Origin of the sequence: Sphingobium cloacae, from assembly GCF_002355855.1 — a bacterium.
Lineage (GTDB): Bacteria > Pseudomonadota > Alphaproteobacteria > Sphingomonadales > Sphingomonadaceae > Sphingobium > Sphingobium cloacae.
In genome coordinates this window covers 290,830-312,917 of record NZ_AP017655.1, presented here as the reverse complement: position 1 = coordinate 312,917, position 22,088 = coordinate 290,830, and the positions used below count along the sequence as shown (strand labels likewise).

At 65.4% G+C, this 22,088-nt stretch carries 25 protein-coding genes; 7 read left to right on the top strand and 18 right to left on the bottom strand.

All coding sequences use genetic code 11. From position 1 onward, the window contains the following. The first annotated feature begins 16 nt into the window (after positions 1 to 16). Entirely contained in the window at positions 17 to 1,510 is a 1,494-nt protein-coding gene (locus SCLO_RS01700; RefSeq protein ID WP_066518424.1) for a tetratricopeptide repeat-containing protein, read from the top strand. Here the strand turns inward: SCLO_RS01700 and SCLO_RS01695 are convergent. The 5 genes from SCLO_RS01695 to SCLO_RS01675 all read right to left on the bottom strand — a co-directional run bounded on the left by SCLO_RS01695 (position 1,490) and on the right by SCLO_RS01675 (position 6,096). Further along, on the bottom strand, positions 1,490 to 2,050 hold the full coding sequence (locus SCLO_RS01695) for a Crp/Fnr family transcriptional regulator (RefSeq protein WP_231923310.1): 561 nt from the start codon (positions 2,048 to 2,050) through the stop codon (positions 1,490 to 1,492). The two genes, SCLO_RS01700 and SCLO_RS01695, sit on opposite strands and share 21 nt — an antisense overlap. 546 nt (positions 2,051 to 2,596) lie before the next feature. Beyond that, complete coding sequence (locus SCLO_RS01690; RefSeq protein ID WP_096362068.1) at positions 2,597 to 3,556, bottom strand: IS481 family transposase; 960 nt, start codon at positions 3,554 to 3,556, stop codon at positions 2,597 to 2,599. Positions 3,557 to 3,877: 321 nt separating this feature from the next. Continuing rightward, positions 3,878 to 4,468: an NADPH-dependent FMN reductase gene (locus SCLO_RS01685; RefSeq protein ID WP_066519189.1), complete on the bottom strand. Its 591-nt coding sequence runs from the start codon at positions 4,466 to 4,468 to the stop codon at positions 3,878 to 3,880. 99 nt (positions 4,469 to 4,567) lie between these two features. Then, the gene (locus SCLO_RS01680; protein WP_066519187.1) at positions 4,568 to 5,197 is read right to left on the bottom strand and encodes a DsbA family oxidoreductase; all 630 of its coding nucleotides are present in this window, start codon (positions 5,195 to 5,197) and stop codon (positions 4,568 to 4,570) included. Positions 5,198 to 5,202: 5 nt separating this feature from the next. Next, positions 5,203 to 6,096, bottom strand: coding sequence for an SDR family oxidoreductase (locus tag SCLO_RS01675; protein ID WP_066519185.1), 894 nt, complete (start codon positions 6,094 to 6,096; stop codon positions 5,203 to 5,205). 99 nt (positions 6,097 to 6,195) lie between these two features. Between SCLO_RS01675 and SCLO_RS01670 the strand changes: the two genes are divergently transcribed. Beyond that, positions 6,196 to 6,648, top strand: a complete 453-nt coding sequence (locus SCLO_RS01670; protein ID WP_066519183.1) for a winged helix-turn-helix transcriptional regulator — start codon at positions 6,196 to 6,198, stop codon at positions 6,646 to 6,648. Here the strand turns inward: SCLO_RS01670 and SCLO_RS01665 are convergent. From SCLO_RS01665 to SCLO_RS01655, 3 genes are all read right to left on the bottom strand, one after another. Next, the gene (locus SCLO_RS01665; protein ID WP_066519180.1) at positions 6,624 to 6,959 is read right to left on the bottom strand and encodes a DUF423 domain-containing protein; all 336 of its coding nucleotides are present in this window, start codon (positions 6,957 to 6,959) and stop codon (positions 6,624 to 6,626) included. The two genes, SCLO_RS01670 and SCLO_RS01665, sit on opposite strands and share 25 nt — an antisense overlap. Positions 6,960 to 6,972: 13 nt before the next feature. Then, positions 6,973 to 7,281: a DUF3817 domain-containing protein gene (locus SCLO_RS01660; protein WP_231923309.1), complete on the bottom strand. Its 309-nt coding sequence runs from the start codon at positions 7,279 to 7,281 to the stop codon at positions 6,973 to 6,975. A gap of 75 nt (positions 7,282 to 7,356) precedes the next feature. Next, positions 7,357 to 8,025 (bottom strand): TetR/AcrR family transcriptional regulator, encoded by a 669-nt coding sequence (locus SCLO_RS01655; protein WP_123905427.1) that lies wholly within the window; start codon positions 8,023 to 8,025, stop codon positions 7,357 to 7,359. A gap of 100 nt (positions 8,026 to 8,125) precedes the next feature. On the opposite strand from SCLO_RS01655, the gene SCLO_RS01650 reads away from it, so the two are divergent. Genes SCLO_RS01650 through SCLO_RS01630 form a run of 5 tightly spaced genes read left to right on the top strand, consistent with a single transcriptional unit; the run spans position 8,126 to position 13,629 of the window. Next, positions 8,126 to 9,511 (top strand): efflux transporter outer membrane subunit, encoded by a 1,386-nt coding sequence (locus tag SCLO_RS01650; protein WP_231923308.1) that lies wholly within the window; start codon positions 8,126 to 8,128, stop codon positions 9,509 to 9,511. Positions 9,512 to 9,524: 13 nt separating this feature from the next. Beyond that, complete coding sequence (locus SCLO_RS01645) at positions 9,525 to 10,691, top strand: HlyD family secretion protein (protein WP_066519171.1); 1,167 nt, start codon at positions 9,525 to 9,527, stop codon at positions 10,689 to 10,691. Between the two features lie 18 nt (positions 10,692 to 10,709). Beyond that, positions 10,710 to 12,251 carry a DHA2 family efflux MFS transporter permease subunit gene (locus SCLO_RS01640; RefSeq protein ID WP_066519169.1) on the top strand — a complete coding sequence of 514 codons (1,542 nt, stop codon included), beginning with the start codon at positions 10,710 to 10,712 and terminating at the stop codon, positions 12,249 to 12,251. Between the two features lie 52 nt (positions 12,252 to 12,303). Beyond that, positions 12,304 to 12,708, top strand: coding sequence for a hypothetical protein (locus tag SCLO_RS01635; protein WP_123905426.1), 405 nt, complete (start codon positions 12,304 to 12,306; stop codon positions 12,706 to 12,708). Positions 12,709 to 12,714: 6 nt separating this feature from the next. Then, positions 12,715 to 13,629 (top strand): LysR family transcriptional regulator, encoded by a 915-nt coding sequence (locus SCLO_RS01630; protein ID WP_083949126.1) that lies wholly within the window; start codon positions 12,715 to 12,717, stop codon positions 13,627 to 13,629. Here SCLO_RS01630 and SCLO_RS01625 read toward each other — a convergent pair. The 10 genes from SCLO_RS01625 to SCLO_RS01580 are packed head-to-tail and all read right to left on the bottom strand — an operon-like array spanning position 13,602 to position 22,061. Then, positions 13,602 to 13,844 carry a DUF2274 domain-containing protein gene (locus SCLO_RS01625; protein WP_066519162.1) on the bottom strand — a complete coding sequence of 81 codons (243 nt, stop codon included), beginning with the start codon at positions 13,842 to 13,844 and terminating at the stop codon, positions 13,602 to 13,604. The two genes, SCLO_RS01630 and SCLO_RS01625, sit on opposite strands and share 28 nt — an antisense overlap. Beyond that, positions 13,841 to 15,076: a TrbI/VirB10 family protein gene (locus SCLO_RS01620; RefSeq protein ID WP_066519160.1), complete on the bottom strand. Its 1,236-nt coding sequence runs from the start codon at positions 15,074 to 15,076 to the stop codon at positions 13,841 to 13,843. Before SCLO_RS01620 ends, SCLO_RS01625 begins: the two co-directional genes overlap by 4 nt. Continuing rightward, a complete protein-coding gene (gene trbG, locus SCLO_RS01615) occupies positions 15,073 to 16,077 on the bottom strand; it encodes a P-type conjugative transfer protein TrbG (RefSeq protein WP_066519159.1) in 1,005 nt (334 codons plus the stop codon). The genes SCLO_RS01620 and trbG overlap by 4 nt, the downstream gene beginning before the upstream one ends. Beyond that, entirely contained in the window at positions 16,074 to 16,757 is a 684-nt protein-coding gene (gene trbF, locus SCLO_RS01610; RefSeq protein WP_066519157.1) for a conjugal transfer protein TrbF, read from the bottom strand. The genes trbG and trbF overlap by 4 nt, the downstream gene beginning before the upstream one ends. A gap of 6 nt (positions 16,758 to 16,763) precedes the next feature. Then, a complete protein-coding gene (trbL, locus tag SCLO_RS01605; RefSeq protein ID WP_066519155.1) occupies positions 16,764 to 18,071 on the bottom strand; it encodes a P-type conjugative transfer protein TrbL in 1,308 nt (435 codons plus the stop codon). Further along, positions 18,071 to 18,313, bottom strand: coding sequence for a putative entry exclusion protein TrbK-alt (gene trbK-alt / locus SCLO_RS01600; protein WP_066519153.1), 243 nt, complete (start codon positions 18,311 to 18,313; stop codon positions 18,071 to 18,073). The genes trbL and trbK-alt overlap by 1 nt, the downstream gene beginning before the upstream one ends. Before the next feature lies 1 nt (position 18,314). Continuing rightward, positions 18,315 to 19,034 carry a P-type conjugative transfer protein TrbJ gene (trbJ, locus tag SCLO_RS01595; RefSeq protein ID WP_066519151.1) on the bottom strand — a complete coding sequence of 240 codons (720 nt, stop codon included), beginning with the start codon at positions 19,032 to 19,034 and terminating at the stop codon, positions 18,315 to 18,317. Next, positions 19,031 to 21,475, bottom strand: a complete 2,445-nt coding sequence (trbE, locus tag SCLO_RS01590) for a conjugal transfer protein TrbE (protein WP_066519149.1) — start codon at positions 21,473 to 21,475, stop codon at positions 19,031 to 19,033. The genes trbJ and trbE overlap by 4 nt, the downstream gene beginning before the upstream one ends. Continuing rightward, on the bottom strand, positions 21,472 to 21,753 hold the full coding sequence (locus tag SCLO_RS01585) for a VirB3 family type IV secretion system protein (protein ID WP_066519147.1): 282 nt from the start codon (positions 21,751 to 21,753) through the stop codon (positions 21,472 to 21,474). The genes trbE and SCLO_RS01585 overlap by 4 nt, the downstream gene beginning before the upstream one ends. Beyond that, entirely contained in the window at positions 21,750 to 22,061 is a 312-nt protein-coding gene (locus tag SCLO_RS01580; RefSeq protein WP_066519202.1) for a TrbC/VirB2 family protein, read from the bottom strand. The genes SCLO_RS01585 and SCLO_RS01580 overlap by 4 nt, the downstream gene beginning before the upstream one ends. Between the last annotated feature and the right edge of the window lie 27 nt (positions 22,062 to 22,088).

Here is a 22,088-nt window from a genome sequence, read left to right as displayed (position 1 = left end):
TGAGACAAAGCGAGGAATGATCAGCCCGCAGCTTAACAGCATCACGCGATTGGCGCGCGCGGGCGCGCTGGAGCAGGCCTGGAGCCTGTTCCATGCGTCCCGCTTCACGCCGGGATCGGATGACCCGGAGGTCCTGACCGTCTATGGGCGGCTGCTCAAGGATCGCGCCGCGCAGGCGACCGGCGCGGTGCGGGGCCAATTGCTGCATGATGCCATCGCGGCCTATGAGCGCGCATCGATATTGTCGCGCGCCACCTATCCGCTCATCAACGCGGCGACACTGGCCTTTCTCGCTGGCTTGCAGGACAAGGCGAACAGGCTCGCCCAAGCAACGCTGGCCCTGCTCGACAGCCAGGATTGCGCGCCGGAAACGCCCTATTGGATCGATGCGACGCGGGCCGAATCCCTGCTGCTGCTGGGCCGGACCGACGATGCGCAACGGCTGTTGGGAAAAGCGATCGCCCATCAGCCCGACGCGTGGGAGGATCACGCCTCCACGCTGCGCCAATTCTCCATGATCCTGCGCGGCATGGGACAGCCCGACGGCTGGCTGGATCGCTATCGCCCGCGCGCACCGCTGTATTTCGACGGCATATTGGGGATCGCCACGGACGACGCCCAAGCCGCGGCAATCATCGAGGACGCCGTGGAGGCGCTGTCGCCTTCCATAGCGATCGGTGCGCTCGCCGCCGGGGCTGACATATTGGTGGCGGAGGCAGCCATCCGGCTCGGCAGTGAATTGCATATCGTCCTGCCCTGCCCCGCCGGGCTTTTCCGGACAACCTCGGTCGAGCCGTTCGGGCCCGGCTGGGCCGGACGCTTCGATGTCTTGATGGACGAAGCCGTCTCCGTCCTGATGCTGGACGACTGGCACGCCCTCAGCGACGCCTCCATCGACATATCGCGCCAGGCGGCCATGGGACTGGCGATCCGCCAGGCGAAGCGGCTGCAATCCTCTCCGCAGGCCCTGCATATCTCCGCCAAGGGGGAGGAAGAGCGGTCGAGGGCAGCGGAACCATGGCATCGGCTCGATCTTCCCCTGTCCCGCGTCCGGATGGAAAGAAGCGACCGCAGCCAGGCCGTTCTGCCCGGTCAGGGGAAGGCGATGGCATTGCTCTCCGTGCCGGAAGCCTGGCCGCTTGAACCGGATGAGGGAGACGGAGCAGTGTTGCTGGGCCGGACGGCAGGGCATGTCGTTCTTGGCATGCCTCGACTGGCGGACGCGGCGGCATGGGCGTGCGCAATACGGGTGCGTCACCCCGAAGCGCGATTGGGCATCGACTATTGCGCCGTTGCCGATGATGGGACCGGGGATCAGGGGCTGGAACGGGCCGTCATGCTGGCCCGCGCCGATCTGACGGGAGCGGTCGCGCTCAGCGAGTCCGCCGCGCTGGCGCTCGCGCTCCACTGGCCGGAGGCGAATGTGCAATCCATGGGGGCCATGCGCGGGATCGCGGGAGACCGGACGCTTTACGGGCTTTTCCCCGGCTCAGGCGATCAGGTCGGCTAACAAGCGGGGCGCCAGGATTTCGAGCGCTTCGTCGGAGCGGCGGACGATCCCGCGCCGGACGATATGCGCCAGTGCTCGCGAGGTGGTTTCCCGCGTGGTGTGTACGGTCAGCGCAAGCGCCGAGAGCACGGGCGGCGGCTCAATCCGGTTGGCCGAGCCGGCGAGACGCAGCAGTTCGGCATAAACGCGTCCGGTCGCGGTCAATGTCGTTCTGGCCGCCATCCGATCCAGCGTGACATCCAGTTGCCGGGCGAAAAGCGTCGTGAGACCATAAGCGACATCGGCAAATCGCCGCGCCAGTTCGACCAGCGTGCCAGTATCGACACACAGCAACCGAAGCGCCCCATGGGCGACCATATCGGCTCGCAAAGCCGTCGGTTCGGGGTAACAGCCGAATATCTCGCCGGGGCCGTAGGAGGCCAACAACGTCAGTTGTCCATCCGTCGAAATGATCCGCGCATGGACATTCCCTTCCACGACCAGCCAGCAAAGGGTAGCCATATCCCCCTGATGCGCGATCACCGCCTTATGGGCGAACAATGCTTCGCGAACGGCGGCATCGAGGGCAGCAGCGCTCTCCTGCCCGCAGGAAAAAAGGCTCCTGATAACGGCCAGCCGTTCCGCCTCAAACAAGCTATTCCCCAAAAGCCAAGGACATCGGGACCTAAGAACTATCGCTGGCGTGGCGCTGTCAACATTTTCCGTAGCGTTCGCCGGGATAAAAGGGGGCCCGGCAACAAGAATGCTGCCGGGCCTCAAGGGGGGGAATCAAAAAGATCTGATTCCCTCGGGTCGCAACCGGCAAGTTAAGGGAGCACAAGGATGTTTGCGCGTGACGCGCGTCACGCAGGGAGAATATCGACCTGTGGCGTGGGTTTAACCATAGTTCCGGCTTCTGGCGGTTCCCGCCCATCTGGTTGGGCCTTCACAACCCCAAGCGTTCTCGTATAAAGTTGTTGCCAGGCAGCGTGGTCACAGCTTCAATATGGGCAGCATATTACCTCGCGAATACCCAGGACATCGTGGAACTGACGATGGTTTCGTCGCGTGCCTACGTCATGGGCGAAGTCATATGCGTTACAGCGCCTAGTTGTTCAGTCCCGGCATCTGGTGGATTGGGTTGACGATGAACCGTTCTGGCTCTGACGTCCAGATCTTGGCGATGTATTCGTAGGGTGTGAGCCCGCTGAGCGTTTTGAGCCTTCGGGCGAAGTTGTAGGCGGCCATGAAGTCAGCGAGGTGCGTCCGGAGTTGCTGATGGCTGTCGTAGTGGAAGCGTTTGACGGTCGCCTCCTTGATGGTCCGGTTCATCCGCTCGACCTGGCCGTTGGTCCACGGGTGGTTCGGTTTGGTGAGACGATGCTCGATGTCGTTTGCCTCGCAGATCATGTCGAAGCGCATCTGGCGTGACCATGCGGTGTTACGGTTGCGCGGCTGCTCGGCGAACTGGATGCCATTGTCCGTCAGGATCGTGTGGATGCGGTAGGGCACCGCTTTCAGCAGGTGTTCGAGGAACTCCCACGCCGTTCGGCGATCCGCCTTGTCGACGAGTTGCGTGACGGCGAACTTGCTGGTGCGGTCGATGCCGACGAACAGGTACAGCTTGCCTTCTGCAGTTTGCACTTCGGCAATATCGATGTGGAAGAAGCCGATCGGATAGCGTTTGAAGCGTTGTCGCTTTGGCTTGTCACCTTCGATGTCGGGCAGGCGAGAGATGCCGTGTCGCTGCAGGCACCGATGCAGCGCCGATCGTGTCAGGTGCGGGATCGATGGTTGCAGGGCATAAAGACAGTCATCGAGCGGCAGCAACGTGTGTCGACGGAACGCCACAACCATTGCCTCCTCGGCCTCGGACAGGGTGGTGGAATGAGGGGCCTTCGGCCCGGTCTTCAAATCCTCGACCGTCGCCCGCTTGCGCCACTTCGCCACCGTCTTCGGGTTGATCCCCAAATCCCGGCTCAGCGTCGCGAGCGAAGCTTGCGATCGCTGTATTGCTGCTCGGACGGCGTGCGTGGTCGTGGCGCTCCCGTGACGTACCTGTCCCATAAGGCTTCCTTCCATTCCAACGAAAGGATCGCACCATCAAACCGTGGGATCAAACACTTAGGTGGAAGCCGCCAAAGTAACCTGTTCCAAGAGCTAGCAGAAGGCCATCCGGAATTTGAATGGGTACTTCTTAGACCCGTAAAAGCCATTTGAACAAATGGCGCCCCAAGCAGGACGAAAGCGATGAATATGAGTCGCCGCTTCTACTACGCTAGGGCCGCACCTCTCTGCATCGCTCCGCCGATAACTGCCGTTGGATACCTCTGAACACTATGACGTGGTTAGGGTCGCATACGGAGTGCCGCAGTTGCTCAGTTCGCGTTATTCCTGGTTCCTGCTATCACGCCCAGCCTTCAGCGCCGAAGCCCACCAGACGAGATTGTCAAGCATCGGTCCCACGGTGTCGTCCAGATAGGGGAAATCCGCGAAATCCTTGCCGTCCCGCAGCATCGCGATGAACTCGCCCGCGTTGATGTGGACTGTGTGCTTGAGGCTCGCGACCTGCATCTCGGCCAGCACCAGACGAAGCTGCTCAACAGCCCGCGCCGCGCCTACGCCGCCATAGCCTACAAAGGTCGCCGGCTTGCGCACAAACTCGTTATAGGCATAGTCGAGCGCGTTCTTCAGCACGGCGGGAATGCCATGATTATACTCGGCCGTAAGGAAGATGAACCCATCATATTCCGCGATCTTCTGCCCCCAGCGCACGGCGGTCTCATCCGCGGGCGGCGCCCACATCGGTGACGTCTCGTCCTCGAAGAAGGGCATCGGATAGTCGCGCAGATCCACGAACTCGAATGTCGCGTCGTTCCGGGTAGCGGCAATATCGAGCAGCCATTTCGCCGGACGATCCGCAAACCGTGTCGGCCGCGTCGTGCTAGGTATAACAGCGATCTTAAGCTTGCTGGGCATTTTGCTATCTCCGAATGCTTGAGAGAGTCAGGGGTCGCGGATACCCGCGACCGAAAGCGGATTGGTTTAATCCGGTCAGTATCACCGCCGCTTTTGGGTTCAGGTGATCTCGCGAATGAGCCGAGCCGCAAGCGCGTCTTCGCTGTCGGGCTGCACGGGCTGCCCGTTGATCACGAAAGTGGGCACCGACCGCACGCCGCGCCGCGCTGATACCACCGCTGCTTCGACCGTCGCCTGGCGTTCCTCACCGGACGCGACCAGAACAAGCGCTTCATCTTGGTCGAAGCCATGCTGCACGGCGATGCTTGCCAAGGCTTCGGGATCGTTGATCCGAAATTGCTTCTGGAAATAGCTCTGGGTCAGCGCGCTGGCGAGCGCATGCTGAGTGCCACGCGCGCGGGCGTGACGGATCAGGGTATGCGCGCGAATCGTCGGGTAGAGCATGGTCTGGCGGCTGAGATCGAGCGCGAGACCGGTCTTGCGTGCCTCGGCCTGTGGGCGATCCCACATGGTTTTCGGGTCGATATTGCCGAAGCGGGCACGGAAATAGGCAAGCGTTTCGATGCCTTCATCGGGAAGGTCGGGCATCAGCAGAACCGGATGATGCTCGATATCGACATCCGCATCGGCCAGATCCGTCGTCAGGATGTTATCGAGACGACGCTCGCCGATCAGACACCAGGGACAGACAATGTCAGTATAAAGTTCGACCTTGAGGGATTTTGCCATCGTCTTCAGGCTCCCTGTGCAAGCGCGGTGCGCTGTTCGGCCAGAAACTCGCGCAAGCCTCGCGCGGGCGTCCCGGTGAGGCGCTCGACCGCATCGCTGACGACATCGACGCCGCCTGCGCGTGTGTTGGCGTCCATGGCGACAAGCAGTTCAACCAGCGGTCCGGGCAATCCCACGTCCAGCAGACCTCTTTCCAGTTCCTCGTCGCTGACCGACACGACGGCAATCGAAGCATCGAACACCGTGTTGACGATATCGGCGATCTGCGCTGTCGTAAGCGCCGCTGGGCCAGTGACATTAAGGCGTCCTTCCGCAACGCCCCGAGAGAGAGCAGCCGCTGCGGCGCGGGCCACGTCTTCTCGTGCGATATAAGGGACGCAGCCTTCGCCTGCTGAGGAAAACCATGTGCCGGTCTTCAGCGCTTGCGGCAACCACAGATGGACCGCCTCGGCATACCAGTTGACCCGCAGGATCGTGAACGGAATGCCGCTCTGCTCAATCGCCTGCTCGGTTGCATGGTGATCGGGCGCGAAGGGGATCAACGAGCCCGGCTCGGGATTGGGCATCGAGGTATAGACGATGTGGCGCACCCCTGCGCGCACCGCCGCTTCCACGGCATTGAGATGCTGGCGTTGGCGCTGCCCCGGAACGCCCAGCGCATCGGTCGAAACGATGAGGAGGCCATCGACATTCGCAAAGGCTGCATCGAGCGTTTCGGGGCGATCGAAATCGGACGCCACCGTCAGAACGCCACGTTCGGCGAGATCGGCAAGCTTTTCAGGCGAACGGGTTGCCGCAACCACATTCGTCTGGCCGCTTTCCAGCAGACGTTCGACAATCCTGTGGCCCAGATGGCCACTGGCGCCTGTGACAAGAAGACGGCGCTGGGTATCGCTCATGGGACGTTCCTTGATTTCAAATCATATCGAGACTAGGTCTCACATAGAGACTATTGCTGTCTGGAAAAGTAGGCAGGTTGAAGTAACCAGGTGACGGATATGGAACCTTTGGACGATCCAATCTCCCGCACGGTGCGGGCATTCGAACAGTTGCAGTCCGCCGAGGGCAGAAGCGCGCAGTGCCCTGTGCGTGATGTGCTCGACCGGATCGGGGACAAGTGGAGCATGCTGATGATCATCGCGCTTGCCTTGCGGCCGCATCGCTTCGGCGAGCTTCACCGCTCCATTCCCGACATCTCCAAGCGGATGCTGACGCAGACGCTACGCGATCTCGAAAGCGACGGGCTCATCAGCCGTCACGTCTTCGCGACCAGCCCGCCGAGTGTGGAGTATAGGCTGACACCTTTAGGCACGTCCCTGCTGACACCGCTCGCGGCGCTGGTTGACTGGGCTGACCGACACCACGGAGAAATCAGCGAGGCACGAGCACGGTTACGGGATGGCGGCGAAGCCATCGAAGATGAGCCTCAGTTTGCCGCATCGCGCCAGTAACACCAGGCGGCCCAGAGCCACCCGCCTATCAGCAATGTGCCGCCCAAGGGCGTCACGGCACCCAGCCATCTTGGGCCTCCCAGCGCCATTGCATAGAGCGTAACGGCGAAGATTGCGGCACCGACAAGCAGCGTGATCGCGGGGCCCCGCGCCATCCCCATAAGACCCAGCGCGGCAACAGCATGGATCAGCTGATAGAGGCCGCCGGTGCGCAGCCATTCGGCCTCCTGCTGTCCCGCAGCGCCATGCGCTCCGAATGCCCCGGCAGCGACAGCAAGAGCAGCGGAGATCGCAGCCCACAATCCGATCATGATGCGCTATCCTTCATCGTCCTCCCCGACCGGGACGCGAGATCGCGCCGCGCGAGCCCCGTGGCCTCAGGCGTCTAAGCCATGACTCACTGATGAAAGTGCCAAAGGGCAGGAACGCCGCGATCAGCGTCCGAAGCCAGCCAAGCAGGCCAACTCCGCGCCGCGTCGGCAATGCGAGCGGCATGGCAACGACATAGGCGATGAACGCAATGCCATGAATCCAGCCAAACGGCGGCACCAGTGCGGGCCAGCCTGCAAGATATTTGAGCGGCATGGCGACGAGGAACAATGCCAGCGTCGTAATGCCTTCGACCAGCGCCACCTTGCGGAAAAGCTCAAACATCACGGATAGCGCCTCGACCGACGGCGGACCAGGCAATCGCAGGACTATCTGTCTTCACCGGGCATCTCCAGCGTCGCCATCGTAGTCATAGGCCCGCAGAAACCTGTCCACGGCTGCGTCCACCGCTTCATCCTGCGCAAACCAGGCCTTCGCACCGAACAGGAGCGGCTCGATCATCCCTGCCTCGAGGAGACCCTTGAGATGGGCCGCGGCAAGCTTTGCATCGCCTGCCCGTAGCGCGCCCGTCTCGTGCAAATGCGCGATGTAGGCCGCCATCTCACGCCAGGCCCGCTCCGCGCCGCAAGTGTAGAGCGTGCTGCCCAGCGCCGAGTTAGCTCCTTCGGCGATCGCCGCGCGCATGATCGCGATGGCATCCGATGATGTCAGCAGCGCGAGATAGGCAAGGCCGAAGCCGCGCAACGCGGAACACACATCCGGATTGGAAGTATCAAGCAGGCCGATCGCATCTTCGGCCTGCTCTTCCATGACCGCCATCATCGCGCCTGCGAACAACTCTTCCTTGGACTTGAAGTAGCGGTAAAGCGTTCCCTTCGACCCGCCGATCCTGGCGGAGATGGCCGCCATGCTGGCGCGCGCATAGCCCACCTCACGAAACATCTCGGTCGCCACGTCGAGGATCGCCTGACGGCGATCATCGGTCCTCACCCTCATGCGCAAAATCCTTTCTCGTACATACCTGTACGGTTTTCGATTGACGAACACAAGCGCGGGCTCATAAATGACGATACTGTATGGTTTTAGGTGTGCTATGGATTCGCCTCATTCAACATTCTCGAAGCGGTTTGGTTGGCGGATTGTCGCGTTGGCCTCCGCGATCGCATTGTCCGGCTGCGCCACGCTCCCTGAGCGGGCAGAGCTTGCCGCAATCTCGTCTCCCGATCGCTTTGAAAGCACCAGCAGCCTCACGACCCCGGTTGCTGACTGGCCGTCCGATCGCTGGTGGGATGGCTTTGGTGATCCCCAGTTGATCGCGCTGATCGAGGAAGGTCTTGCCGGAGCGACCGATCTGCGTGTGGCACAGGCACGTTTCGCCCGCGCCGAAGCCATGATCCGCGAGACGCAAAGCCGTCTGCTGCCGACATTGAACGTTGGCGCGGAAGGCGGCGCGACCAAGCAGAGCTACAACTATCTCTTCCCGCGCGAGTTCGCACCCCAAGGCTGGCCCGACTATGGCCTTGTGACGGCGCGTCTCGACTGGGAGCTCGATTTCTGGGGCCGCAACAGCTCCGCATTGGCCGCTGCCCGGTCCGAAGCGGCTGCGGCAGAGGCCGAAGCGGCCGCCGCGCGTTTGGCCGTCTCTGCCGGCATCGCCAGCACTTATGCCGATCTGGCCGCGCTCCATGCGGAGCAGGACGCCGCCCGCAAGGCTGTAGAGGTCCGCGCCCGGACGCTGGACCTGATGGATGGGCGCAAGGCGCAAGGGTTGGAGAATGACGGCGCGGTGCAACGCGCGCGCTCCGCGCTGGCGACGGCGCAGGGCGACCTTGCCGCGCTCGACGAATCGCTCGTGCTCACCCGGCATCGCATCGCCGCGCTGCTCGGCGCGGGGCCCGATCGCGGCCTTGCCATTGCCCGTCCGGCTCCCATTGCGCGTGACAGCTTCGGGCTTCCCGCCAACCTGCCGGCCGAGCTTATCGGACGCCGGCCCGACATCATCGCCGCGCGGATGCGCAGCGAGGCGGCCGCAAGCCGGATCAAGGAAGCACGCGCGTCCTTCTATCCCAATGTCAACCTTGCCGGGCTGATCGGTCTCCAGGCGCTGGGACTCGACAATGTCTTTAAGAGCGGATCGGAGTTTGGCACGGTCGGACCCGCGATCAGCCTGCCAATCTTCGACGGCGGTCGCCTGCGTGGCCGTCTGCGCGGCGCGGAAGCCGACTATCAGGCGGCAGTCGCCCAATATGACGGCGCGCTCGTCCAGGCGCTACGCGAAGTGGCCGATGCCACGGCAAGCGTGAAGGCATTGGGTGAACGTCTCGATCGGGCGCAGGAAGCCGAGCGCGCCGCCGATGCCGCCTGGACCGTCGCCAACAACCGCTATCGCGGCGGCCTTGCCACCTCGCTCGATGTGCTGGCGGCCGAAGACGCGTTGATCGCGACCCGGCGGACCGTTGCCGCCCTGCAAACCCGTGCCTTCGCTCTCGATGTCGCGCTTGTCCGCGCGCTCGGCGGCGGCTTCCGTTCCTGAAGGATAAGACCTTATGTCCAGCGATACCATTGCCGCCGAACAGGATGCCAACCTTCCTCTCGACGATAACAGCCCTGACGACGCAACCACGCGCACGAACAAGCGCAAACGCCTGTTTCTGGGCCTTGGCGCGGCCGTGCTGATCCTCAGCGGTGGCTACTGGGCCTATGACTATTTCATCGCCTCGCGCCATGTGACGACCGACAACGCCTATGTCGGCGCCAATGTCGCGCAGGTGACACCGCTGGTCGGCGGGCCGGTGCTGGAGGTTCTCGCTGAGGATACCGTGCCGGTGAAGCGCGGCGACATCCTAGTGCGTCTCGACGATACCGATGCCAGAATCGCGCTCGCCCGTGCCGAGGCGGAACTGGCGCTGACCGAGCGCCGCGTGCGCGGGCTCGTCGCCACCGATGGCGGTCTCGGGGCGCAGGTCGAGGCCCGCGTCGCCGATCAGGCCCGCGCCGATGCCCAGCTTGCCTCCGCCCGCGCCGATCTTGATCGTGCGCGGATCGACCTCGAACGGCGCGAAGCACTGGCTTCATCCGGTTCCGTCTCCGGTGAAGAGCTGAGCAGCGCGCGCAATGCGCTCAGCACTGCCTCTGCCAATCTCAAGGCCGCCGAAGCCGAACGCGCGCAGGCTGCTGCCAACCGGACCGCGGCAATCGGCACGCGCAACGCCAACCGCGTCCTGATCGACAACACCACGCCCGGAACGCATCCCGAAGTGCTCGCCGCGCGGGCGGCGCGCGATCAGGCCCGGCTGAACCTCGATCGAATGGTAATCCGCGCGCCGATCGACGGTGTGGTGTCGCGCCGTCAGGTGCAGCCGGGGCAAAGGGTACAGGCTGGCGCCATGCTGATGCTGATCGTGCCGACGCATGCCGCCTATGTCGATGCCAACTTCAAGGAAGTGCAGCTTGAGAAGGTCCGCCCCGGACAGAGCGTGACACTCACCTCCGACCTTTACGGCGGCAAGGTCGAGTATCGCGGCACTGTCGTCGGCTTCTCTGGCGGGACCGGCTCGGCCTTCGCCGTTGTCCCGGCTCAGAACGCTACCGGCAACTGGATCAAGGTGGTCCAGCGCCTGCCGGTGCGGATCAGGCTCGACCCGAAGCAGCTTGCCGAGCATCCGCTGCAGGTCGGCCTGTCGATGACCGCGCGCGTCGACGTCTCCAACTGATCCTCGGGGGCAAGTCTCATGGCCAGCGCCGCAAGCGACGGACCCGTCATCCGGCCCATGACCGGCGCGAAGCTGATCCTGGCCGCGATCATCATCGGTCTCGGCAATTTCCTCGTCGTGCTCGACACGACGATCGCAAATGTCTCCATCCCCACCATCGCCGGATCGCTGGGCGTATCGCCGTCACAGGCGACCTGGGTCATCACATCCTATGCGGTGGCCGAGGCCATCACCGTGCCTCTGACAGGTTTTCTGGCCCGAAGGTTCGGTGGCCTGCGAGTGTTCATCACCTCTTACATTGCGTTCGGAGCGATCTCCATATTGTGCGGCCTGTCCCCCACGCTGGGCATGCTGATCGCCGGGCGCGTGCTGCTGGGCCTTGCCGGCGGCACGATCATTCCCTTGTCGCTCACCCTCCTGCTGCGCATCTTCCCGCCTGAGAAGGCCACGGTCGGCACCATCATCTGGGCGATGACCACTACGGTCGCGCCGATCGCCGGGCCGATCCTCGGCGGGATCATCTCGGACAATATCGGCTGGGAGTGGATCTTCTTCATCAATGTGCCCCTGGCCTTCGCAGGCGGTCTGGGCCTCATCTACCTGATGCGCGGTCAACCCGACCCTGTCGCGAAAGCGAAGGTGGACGGCGTCGGGCTGGGCCTCCTCATCGTCTGGGTCGGCGCGCTGCAGATCATGCTCGATGAGGGACGCAACCTCGATTGGTTCGCGTCCGCCGAGGTTCGCCTGCTGGCCGTCGTCGCCGCGATCGGCTTTGTCGCCTTCCTAATCTGGGAACTCACCGAGAAGGAACCGATCGTTAACCTGCGGGTGTTCCGGCATCGCGGCTTCGTCGCGGCATCGCTGACTTATTCGGCGGCGTTCGGCGCGTTCTTCGCCACGGTCGTGCTCATCCCGCTCTGGCTTCAGCAGAATATGGGCTATACCGCGACATGGGCCGGTTACGCGACCGGCATCATGGGTATCCTGGCCGTGTTCTCCTCACCGCTCATCGGCAAGGCGGCCGAGAAGATCGATCCGCGCCTTATCGTGTTCGTCGGCGTCATGGGGCTTGGCGCCATCGCTGCCTGGCGAACCGGCTTCACCCCTGACATCACCTTCGGCCAGATGGCCTGGCCCATGCTACTGACGGGGCCGTTTCTGATGATGTTCTTCATCCCCGTGACGGGCTTGTGCATCTCCAGCGTCGAGAACCACGAACAGGCCGATGCCGCGGGCATCTCCAACTTCATGCGCACCGTCGCCGGCGCCTTTGCCGCAGCCCTCGTGCAAACCGGCTGGAACAATGCAGGACGAGAAAATCAGGCGGAGCTGGTCGGCGCCATGACGCAGGATCGCGCCACGCTGGACACGATGATGGCCGACGGAACCTCGCAGGAAGCCGCAACCGCCATGCTTACCGGCATGGTCCAGGGCCAAAGCACCATGCTTGCGACGCTCGACATGTTCGCGATGCTTGCCATCTGTTTCGCATTCGCTGCCATGCTGATCTGGCTGGTGCCGAAGCCTAAAGGACCGCTCGATATGAGCGGCGGCCACTAGGCGCCGCCGCCGATGGTTTCTGTTCGTGGATATTGCCCTTACGGGCTGTAGGATGACGTTCGTGACCACTGTTCACCGTGTCGCCTGTTCCCAATCCGAACGTGTCGTCTGGGTGTGCGAGGAGTTGGAGCCGCCCCACACGCTTATGCCCTATGATCGCGAGGCCAGGACACACGACGCGCTTTCTGAATACAGGCATCTGCATCCTATGGTTGTCGCGCCCGTAGTCATCGATGAACCGCTGGTACTGGTGGCACTGGTCCCCGACCGGGCAACGCAAATCTTCGAACGCGGCCGGGCCCATAGGGACAACCTCTATATCTGCGACATCCACAATCTGAGGGTGGTCGAAGGTAGACGTTTCGCCGACGCCTCGATCGTCGCGCAACTACATTGGAATGGTGCGCTCCGTCGCGACCTTGAAGTTGCAAGGGCAGAATTGCTGCGGTCAAATTGAGTAGAAGTGTTGCCCTTTGACATACGCCAGCTTCGCTATGCCATCGCGGCGGCCGATCATGGCAGTCTTTATCGCGCTGCGCGAGCACTGGAAGTCGAGCAATCGACACTTAGCAGGAATATCCTCAAACTGGAACGAGTGGTCGGGGTCAAGATATTCGAGCGCTCCCGCGCGGGGGTTACTATGACGATTGCGGGCGCACAGTTCATCCGCAACGCCCGGCCAATGATCGACAGCGCCGACAAGCTGGTAGCGACCATGCGCGCGGCGAGTCAGGGCCGCGCCGGTGGGCTCATGGTCGGGCACAACAGCGCCATATCCGCGGGCAAGCTGCGGTCGACAATCCTATGCTGGCGTGGTGCTCACCCCGATGTCGATCTGGACGGGGTGGAAGCCGCCCGGGGGACGCTGCTCGCCGGTCTGGACAAGGGCGAGATCGACATTGCGATCCTCGTGGGCGAAATGGCACGCAACGACATTCGGCGCGAATCCTTCTGGAGCGAGCGCGTGCTGGTGGCCCTGCCAGCCAGCCATAGGCTCGCCGAGCGCGAAATCATCCATTGGACCGATCTGCGCGGCGAGCGATTCCTGCTGCCCGCCAGCGATCCCGGCCCGGAAATCCGCGACATGCTGCTGGGCCGTTTGGCGGTGTCGGGGATGCAGCCGGACATCAGGATGCACCAGGTCAGCCGAGAGGGCATCCTGAGCGTGCTGGGCGGCGGGCTCGGCCTCTCGGTCGTCTGCGAAGGCGGGACCGGCGCCCGCTATCCCGATGTGGTCTATCGGCCGGTGCATGGCGAGCAGGGGCCGGTGATGATCGCCTTTTCGGGATATTGGCGGAAGGACAACGGCAATCCCGCGCTACGGCGGTTCCTCGCCTTCGTGCGCGACCGCTACGGGCTTGCCTTCGATATTCCCTGACCCTGGCGCTGCGCCTTCGCAAACGCCCGATCGGTCGCCATGAAGCGGGCGAGCATGGGCGCGACCAGCTTCTCCAGGGCGACGGGCTGTTGCCGGGTCTCGGCGGCGAGCACGGCGGCATAGGCTTGCAAGTCGCGGTGGACGGCGGCGGGCAGCTCCACGCTTATCTTGACCGGGCGGTCGTCGGCCAGCGGCCCCAGCTTCAATTTCGTCATCGTGTCGCTCCGATCGGTTCAAGCACGAGATCGCGGGTGATGACCACGCGCAAGGGATGGCCCGGCCGGATGGTGAGCGTCGGCTGCACATTGAGCTGGCGGCGCACGATCTGCTGGCCGGTCTGATTGATGGTGTCCTGCGTGCCCCGGCGCAGGGCGCGAATGAGATCGTCGTCGCTGTCGGCGGCCAGCTCGGTCCCCATGCCGAGCAAGGTCGAGATGGCGGCGGCTTTCAGCATATTGCCCCAATGCTGGTTCACGCGGTCCTGTAGCCCCGCGAAACCGGCCGGATCGGCGCCGGGCTGGCGCTCGAGAACGATCGAGCGGCCGTCCGGCAATATCAGCCGGTCCCAGGCGAGCAGCACGCGGGTCTGTCCGGTGGCGATCTCGGAGTCATATTCGCCGATCAGCCGTGCGCCCTGGGGAATGAGCAGGATGCGCCCGGTCGGGCTGTCATAGACATTCTGCGTCACCTGGGCGGTGATCTGGCCCGGAAGATCGGAACGGACGCCGGTGATAAGCGCGGCCGGGATGATGCTGCCGGCCTGCACGATGTTGGGCGATGCCGGCGCTGTCAGCCTCTCAACGCTCACCGTGCGCTGGTTGGACGCCTGCGCCATGAAGGCGCGCTTGCCGGCCTGGTCGCCCTGGGGCGCCGTTCCATCCGGCTGTAGAAGGACGGGGGAATCCGGCGCGGCGCCGATCGTCGGTGCGGCGGCCGTGCCGCTCGTCGCGCCGCCGAGGAACAGGCTGGCGGTTCGGGCCGCGTCGCGCTCCTGCTGGGCGCGCTGCCGGGCGGCTTCGGCCGCCTGCGCGCGGGGATCGGGTTGTCCGGCCCCCATAGGTGGGACGGCCACGTTCTCGCCGCGCTGCTGCGCCGACAGGATCGGCCGCCCAAGGTCGCCGGGGAGCGGCGCCCCAAGCTTCGGCACCTGGCTATAGTCCTTCGGGCCGGACGTGATGTTTTCGGCCGCCGCCCTGTTCTCGGTGCCGTAGAGTTCCTGCCGTTCACCCTTGTCGGCGGGATTGAGCGCGTAGAGCAGCGCGCCGCCAATGCCGAGGCCGGCGGCAGCGCCGAGCGCGGCGAGCGCCTTCTTCGACAGGCGCATGACGCGCGGCGGATCACCGCGAAGCTGGAACACGCGCGGATCGGCAGGCGTAGGCTGCGGCGCTGCCTGCGGTGCGGGCTGCTGCGGAACGGGTTGTGCGGGCGTGCCGGCGGGATCGCTCACGGCCGCCCCCTGCGCGCTTCATCGCGCACGATCCGCACGCGCCGCTCGGTGCGACGATCGCCCAGGCGCAGCTCGGCGGCGGCGAACAACCGGTCCACCACCATGTAGCGGCCCTGGACGCGGTAGTTGACCAGTTCGGCGTCGCCGGCCGCGCCGGTCACGAACAGCGGCGGCATCTCGCCCTGCGAGATCTCGGCCGCGAACTCGATGAACACCTGCCGGCCGTCGTCAAACGCACGGGCTGGACGCCAGGCCACGCGGTCGCCCTCGATCCGGTAGCGGAAATTGAGCGCGGCGATGTCGAGGCCGGTGGCGACCGGGGCGGATGATGCAGCGGCGGCGTTGGCGCCGCGCAGCGCGATGAGGCGGTCTTGCGGATAGGTCCAGCTCACCGACGCCATGTAGGTCGAAGGCGTGGCGCGCAGTTCCAGATGATAGGTGCGCCGGTCGGTGTTCACGACCAGGTTCGTGGAAATGTCAGGCCGGGTGGGCTTCGCGAGGATATGCACGCGCGCCGTGGGGCCGCTGCCGCTCACCGTATCGCCGATGATCCAGCGCACGGTGTCGCCGGCCGCGACCGGCCCTGGCCCCACGAGTTGCTCGCCTTCCTGCAAGGCAATGTCCGTGACCTGGCCGGGCGCGGTATAGACCTGATAGAGCGCGCCTTCGGTCCAGGGATATTGCTGGATGGCGTTCACATAGCCGTCGCGGGTAGGCTGGATGCGAGCGGCGGCGTTAGCCGCGCCGACGCGCTGGCGCGGATCGGCGGGCTCGGACGACCGAGCGCCGGCCGCGACCGGCTTCAACTGGCCGGGGAGCGGCAGCGGCTCGGGGATCGTCACCACCTCGACGGCGCGCGGCGGTTCGGGAGCCGGCGTCGCTGCGATCTCGAGCGGCGGCACGTTGGCCGTCTTGGCCGACGTAGCGGCGCAAGCGCCGAGCGCGGACGCGGAAATGAGCAAGGCCGGCATGACGGCCTTCCTCAATCGGGGATTTCTCATTGGGCCAGTTCCTTGCTCCAGTTGATGGCGTTGACGAAGACCCCCAACGGGTTCTTGCGCAGCGCGTCGGGGGTGCGCGGGGTCTGCACGGCGATGGTGAGGATCGCTGACCAGCGGGTCGTCTCGGCGAGACTGCCGTCCTGATAGTGGCGCTCGGTCCAGGCGACGCGGAAGCTGTCGCCCGAGGCGCGGATCACGCTCGACACGTCCACCGCGACCTGCACCTTGCCGACTTGCGCAAAGGGGTCGTTGTTGCGGGCGTGGTCGTTCAAGGCCATCGCGCCCTTGTCGGTCGTGAAGTCGTAGGCGCGCAGCCAGTTCTGGCGGACGATGATGGGATCGGCCGGTATGCTCCTGACCTGCTCGATGAAGCGGGCCAGGTGAAACGCGATCTGCGGGTCGCTCGGCCGGTAGCTCGCTTCGGCCGGTGCGACCGCCTGCGCCTCGCCCAGCTTGTCCACCTGAACAACCCAGGGGACGATATGGCCGCGTGCCGATTGCCACACGAGGCCGGCGGCAAGCCCGCCCGAGAGGGCAAGCGCGCCGAAGAAGGCAAGGCGCCAGTTCTTCGCCTGCACGCGGGCGGAGCCCATGCGGTCGTCCCATACCTGCGCGGCGCGCTGATAGGGGGTGACGGGTTCGGGGGTCTGGCCGTAGCGGATAGTGGGGCGTCGGAACATTGCAGATCAATCCTTCTGGCTGAGATCGACCGACGCGCCGCCGCCGCCGCCGTCACCACCGCGCAGGGTGTGGGCGGCGACGGTGGCGCCGTGGGTCATGGTCTGGCGGCGCTTCATGGCTGCGGCCCAGGCCGGCGGGCCATCGGGCGATGACGACGGCGGTGTGGCGCCGCCGCTGATCGTGTCCCCGGTTGCGGTGACGGCAGCGCGGCCGCCCGAGCGATAGCTGTCCTTGAGCGATGCAGCGGCCTTGCGCAGCGGCGACATGGCGGCCCCGGCCGCCGCCCTGCCGATGCCGCCCGCGCCTCCGGCGACGGCCGCCGTGCCGGTCTTGCCGGCCGAGCCCAGCGCATAGGCGCTCGATGCCGCGCCGGACGTGAACGCTGCGCCCCTGGCCGCACCGCCGATGGCGCCTGCCGCCGCGCCAGCGCCGAGACGGGCGGCGGCGGCGCCTCCGACCAGCGCACCGCCCGCGGCGAGCGCGGTCCCGGCCGCGGCGCCCGCGCCGAGCGCGGGGCCGCCCGAGACGATGCCGTTGGCGATCGACGGGCCGAAGATGGCGAGGCCGAGCAATGTCAATGCCGCGAGCGCGATCGCCATGACCTGTTCCATGTCCGGCTCGACCACGACGGGCGTGTCGGTGAACTGGCTGAACAGGGTCGTGCCGATCCCGGTGATGACGGCCAGGACCAGCACCTTGATTCCGGTCGAGACGATATGCCCCAAGACCTTTTCGGCCATGAAGGCGGTCTTGCTGAAAAACGCGAAGGGCAGCAGCACGAAGCCGGCGAGCGTCACCAGTTTGAACTCGATCAGGACGATGAAGACCTGCACGGCGATGATGAAGAAGGCGAGGACGACGATCAGCCAGGCCACGAGCAGAATCAGAATCTGCGCGAAGTTGGCGAACAGGCCGACCGGCCCCATCAAGTCCTCGGTCGCGTCGAGCAGCGGCGCTCCGGCGTCGAGGCCGGTCGCCGCGATGCTGCCCGGCTTCATGAACTCCGCGAGGCTGAGGGCATCACCACTCGCCTTGAGCCCCAGCCCCGCGAAGCTCTCGAACACGATGGTCGCAAGCGACTGGAAATTGCCGATGATGAAAGCGAAGGCGCCGATGTAGAGCGTCTTCTTCACGAGGCGCTGGATCACATCCTCGTCGGCGCCCCAGGCCCAGAACAGGGCGGCGATCGTCACGTCGATCGCAATGAGCGTCGTGGACAGGAAACCGACCTCGCCGCCGAGCAAGCCGAAGCCTGAATCTATGTAGCTGGTGAAGACGCCCAGGAAGGTGTCGATGATGCCTGTGTCGTCCATCACCGCTCGTCCTTGCCGAAGAAGCGGCGGCGCTTCGCTTCCCAGGCGGCTTCGCATCCGCTGTCGGGCATGGTGAGCGTCCGGCAGCGGCGCATATCGACGGTGATTGGGTCGGGCGCGCTTTCGCGCGCTACCGGCGGCGACGCGGCCGGTTCGGGACGGCGGGAAGCCGAAACGACGGCCACCGTCATCATCATGCCGGCCAGCGCCGCGCCGCCAGCGATCTTCATGGTGCGGCTCATGTCAATCGCGGTTGCGGAAGCGGCGGAAGCGTTCGCGCGCCTCCGCTTCGATCGCGGCGTTGCGCGCGGATTCGAGCGCCTGCGCCCGGCCCTGCGCCGCTACGGCGGCGGTAAGGTCGGCGAGCTGCTGCGATTGCAGGGCGAGAAGCTGGTTGCCCGCCTGCGTCGCCTGGAGCGCGCCGGTCGCCGACTGGCTGGCCGAGACCAGGCTGTCCATCGTGGTGCGGGCGCCGTCGATATTGCCGACGACGCCCGCCTGCACGCGCAGCGCGTCCTCCAGCGCGCCCACGCTATCCTCCCAGCGGGCGTTCGCGTTGGCGACCATCCGGGCATGATCGCCGGTTACGCCTGTGCCCTTGTAGCGGTCGGTGAAAGCCTGCTGGATGTTCTGCACATCATAGGCGATGCGCTGCGCTTCCCCGAGAAGCTGCTGGGTGCGCTGCACCTGTTGCTGCAACTGCTGGAGCGAACTGAACGGCAGGTTGGCGAGATTGCGCGCCTCGTTGATGAGGCTGGTGGCCTGGTTCTGGTTTTGAGTGATCTGGTTGTTGATCTGCTGGAGCGCGCGGGCCGCCTGCAAGACGTTGGAAGCGTAGTTGGTCGGGTCATAGACGATCCCGCCGAACTGCGCGTAGGCCGGCATGGGCGCGACGACGGGCGCGACGGCCGAGGCGGCGACGGCGCCGGCCAGGATGGCGCGGCGCAGGGGGAAGCGGATCATAGGGGAAACTCCTGCTGCGGTTGATCGGGATCGGGGGGAAGAAGGTCGGCGGCCCAGGCGAGCCCGCGATGCCGCAGCCATTCGGCGGCGAACGCGGCCTGGCCGTGGACGGCGATGATGTCGGCGATGGCGAGCTGGTCGGCCTTGGCCGAGGCGGCGGCGAAGGCCAGCGCGACCTCGCCCAGCCCCAGCTCGAACAGCCGGTTTCCCCGCCGCGACTGGCAGTAATAGTCGCGCTTGGGTGTCGCCCGGCTGAGGATTTCGATCTGCCGGGCATTGAGCCCGAAGCGTTCGTATATCTCCGCGATCTGCGGCTCGACGGCGCGCTCGTTGGGAAGCAGGATGCGCGTCTGGCAGCTCTCCACGATCGCGGGCGCGACCGCGCTGTCCTTGATCTGCGCGAGCGATTGGGTGGCGAAGACGACGCTGGCGTTCTTTTTCCTGAGCGTGACCAGCCACTCGGAAAGCTGCTTCGCAAAGGCCGGCGATTTGAGCGCGAGCCAGCCTTCATCGATGATGATGAGAGTCGGGCTCCCGTCGAGCCGGCCCCCGATGCGATGGAACAGGTAGGACAGCACGGCCGGGGCCGCGCCGCTCTCCATCAGCCCTTCGGTCTCGAACGCCTGGATCGCCGCCTCGCCCAGCCGCTCGGATTCGGCGTCGAGCAAGCGCCCCCAGGGGCCGCCGACGCACCAGGGCGCGAGCGCCTGTTTGAGCTGCTGGCTCTGGAGCAGGACGGCGAGGCCCGTCAGCGTGCGTTCGGGCGGCGGCGCGCTGGCGAGCGAAGTCAGCGCCGTCCAGATATGTTCCTTCGCCTGGGGATCGACGGTGACATTCTCGGTGTCGAGGATGGCGGCCAGCCATTCGGCCGCCCAGGCGCGCTCGGCCGCCTCGTCGATCCGGGCCAGGGGTTGCATGGCGACGGTCGCGTCATCATCCGACAGCCCGCCGCCCAAATCCTGCCAGTCGCCGCCCATGCCGAGCGCGGCGGCGCGGATCGAGCCGCCGAAGTCGAAGGCGAAGACCTGGGCGTTCTCATAGCGCCGGAACTGCATCGCCATCAGCGCGAGCAGGACGCTCTTGCCGGCGCCGGTCGGCCCCACGATCAGCGTATGGCCGACATCGCCGACATGAAGGGAAAACCGGAACGGGGTGCTTCCTTCGGTCTTGCCATAGAGCAAAGGGGGCGCACCGAAATGTTCATCCCGTTCCGGCCCCGCCCATACCGCTGACAGGGGGATCAGGTGGGCGAGATTGAGGGTGGAGATCGGCGGTTGCCGGACGTTGGCGTAGGTGTGGCCGGGGAGACTCCCCAGCCATGCCTCGATCGCGTTCATCCCTTCGGGGATCACGGTGAAGTCGCGGCCCTGGATGACCTTTTCAACCAGCCGCAGCTTCTCGGCCGCAATGGCGGGATCGCGATCCCATACGGTGACGGTCGCCGTCACATAGGCCATGCCGGCATAGTCCGCGCCCAGCTCCTGCAGGGCGGTGTCGGCGTCGGCGGCCTTGTTCGAGGCGTCGCTGTCGAGCAGCGTGGATGCCTCGTTGGTCATCACTTCCTTCAAGATCGCCGCGACGCTCTTGCGCTTGGCGAACCACTGGCGGCGGATGCGGGTCAGCAGCTTGGTCGCGTCGGTCTTGTCGAGCATGATCGCGCGGGTGGACCAGCGATACTCGAAAGCGAGCCGGTTCAGCTCGTCGAGCAGTCCGGGGAAAGTGACGCTCGGGAATCCGATGACGGTGAGCGTGCGAAGGTGGTGATCGCCCAGCTTCGGCTCCAGCCCGACGGTCAGCGGCTCGTCGGCGAGCAGCGCGTCCAGGTGCATCGGAGTTTCCGGCACGCGCACGCGCTGGCGGCGGGTCGAGATCGTGCTGTGCAGGTAGGTCAGCGTCTCGGCGTCATCGAGCCAGCCGACCTCGGGCACGAAGCCTTCGACAAGATTGAGAACGCGGTCGCTGCGATCGGTGAACCCCTTGAGCAACTCCCACGGATCGACGCCCGTGCCGGAACGGCCTTCATAGAGCCAGGTTTCGGCGCGGGCGGCGTCTTCGGCTGGCGGCATCCACAGCAGCGTCAGATAATAGCCGCTCTCGAAATGGCGGCCTTCCTCACGGAACTGTTCGCGGCGCTCCATGTCGACGAGCGCCGACACGGGATCGGGAAATTCCGATTCCGGGTAGTCGAGCGCGGGCGTGCGCTGCGCCTCGACGAAGATCGCCCAGCCCGAACCGAGACGGCGCAGCGCATTGTTGAGCCGCGCCGTGGTGGCGACCAGCTCGGCCGGCGTCGCGCTGTCGAGATCGGGGCCGCGAAAGCGCGCAGTCCTTTGAAAGCTGCCGTCCTTGTTGAGAACGACGCCCTCGCCGACCAGGGCGGCCCAGGGCAGGAAGTCGGCCAGGTGGGCCGCGCGGTTCCTGTATTCGCGCAGGCTCATCATGGCTGCATCCACGTCGGATAGCGAAGGTGACGGCGGGCCACGTCCACGAATTGCGGATCGCGGCGCGCGGCCCATACGGCGAAGACATGGCCGATCGCCCAGATGGCGAGGCCCGCGATCCAGAGGCGCAGGCCGAGCCCGATCGCGCCCGCCAGCGTCCCGTTGACGATGGCGAGCGAGCGCGGGGCGCCGCCGAGCAATATCTGCTCGGTCAGCGCCCGGTGAACCGGCGCGAAATAGCCCGCGATCGGTTCGCCCTGATCGGCCGCGCCGGTCATGCGATCAACGCCCCGCCGCCGAACGAGAAGAAGGTGAGGAAGAAGGAGCTGGCCGCGAAAGCGATGCTGAGGCCGAACACGATCTGGATCATTCGCCGCGACCCGCCGTTCGTGTCGCCGAAGGCCAGGGTCAGGCCGGTGACGATGATGATTATCACCGCGACGATCTTGGCGACCGGCCCCTCTATGCTTTCGAGGATCGACTGGAGCGGAGCTTCCCACGGCATCGACGATCCGGCCGCGTGCGCCGGCAACGCATAGAGCAACCCGGCGGCGGTGATTCCCGCATGGCCGAGGCGGTCGAGCATGGTGCCGCCCAGCAGGCGGCGCTTGGT

Excerpts from the sequence above, each read along its gene's own strand:
- trbK-alt (WP_066519153.1), bottom strand. The coding sequence starts at position 18,313 with ATGAGCCGCACCATGAAGATCGCTGGCGGCGCGGCGCTGGCCGGCATG.
- trbF (WP_066519157.1), bottom strand. The coding sequence starts at position 16,757 with ATGTTCCGACGCCCCACTATCCGCTACGGCCAGACCCCCGAACCCGTC.
- SCLO_RS01700 (WP_066518424.1), top strand. The coding sequence starts at position 17 with ATGATCAGCCCGCAGCTTAACAGCATCACGCGATTGGCGCGCGCGGGC.
- SCLO_RS01685 (WP_066519189.1), bottom strand. The coding sequence starts at position 4,468 with ATGCCCAGCAAGCTTAAGATCGCTGTTATACCTAGCACGACGCGGCCG.
- trbJ (WP_066519151.1), bottom strand. The coding sequence starts at position 19,034 with ATGATCCGCTTCCCCCTGCGCCGCGCCATCCTGGCCGGCGCCGTCGCC.
- SCLO_RS01645 (WP_066519171.1), top strand. The coding sequence starts at position 9,525 with ATGTCCAGCGATACCATTGCCGCCGAACAGGATGCCAACCTTCCTCTC.
- SCLO_RS01675 (WP_066519185.1), bottom strand. The coding sequence starts at position 6,096 with ATGAGCGATACCCAGCGCCGTCTTCTTGTCACAGGCGCCAGTGGCCAT.
- trbG (WP_066519159.1), bottom strand. The coding sequence starts at position 16,077 with ATGAGAAATCCCCGATTGAGGAAGGCCGTCATGCCGGCCTTGCTCATT.
- SCLO_RS01580 (WP_066519202.1), bottom strand. The coding sequence starts at position 22,061 with ATGCTCGACCGCCTCGGCCATGCGGGAATCACCGCCGCCGGGTTGCTC.
- SCLO_RS01640 (WP_066519169.1), top strand. The coding sequence starts at position 10,710 with ATGGCCAGCGCCGCAAGCGACGGACCCGTCATCCGGCCCATGACCGGC.
- SCLO_RS01690 (WP_096362068.1), bottom strand. The coding sequence starts at position 3,556 with ATGGGACAGGTACGTCACGGGAGCGCCACGACCACGCACGCCGTCCGA.
- SCLO_RS01680 (WP_066519187.1), bottom strand. The coding sequence starts at position 5,197 with ATGGCAAAATCCCTCAAGGTCGAACTTTATACTGACATTGTCTGTCCC.
- trbE (WP_066519149.1), bottom strand. The coding sequence starts at position 21,475 with ATGATGAGCCTGCGCGAATACAGGAACCGCGCGGCCCACCTGGCCGAC.
- SCLO_RS01670 (WP_066519183.1), top strand. The coding sequence starts at position 6,196 with ATGGAACCTTTGGACGATCCAATCTCCCGCACGGTGCGGGCATTCGAA.
- SCLO_RS01665 (WP_066519180.1), bottom strand. The coding sequence starts at position 6,959 with ATGATCGGATTGTGGGCTGCGATCTCCGCTGCTCTTGCTGTCGCTGCC.
- SCLO_RS01625 (WP_066519162.1), bottom strand. The coding sequence starts at position 13,844 with ATGACGAAATTGAAGCTGGGGCCGCTGGCCGACGACCGCCCGGTCAAG.
- SCLO_RS01635 (WP_123905426.1), top strand. The coding sequence starts at position 12,304 with ATGACGTTCGTGACCACTGTTCACCGTGTCGCCTGTTCCCAATCCGAA.
- SCLO_RS01585 (WP_066519147.1), bottom strand. The coding sequence starts at position 21,753 with ATGACCGGCGCGGCCGATCAGGGCGAACCGATCGCGGGCTATTTCGCG.
- trbL (WP_066519155.1), bottom strand. The coding sequence starts at position 18,071 with ATGGACGACACAGGCATCATCGACACCTTCCTGGGCGTCTTCACCAGC.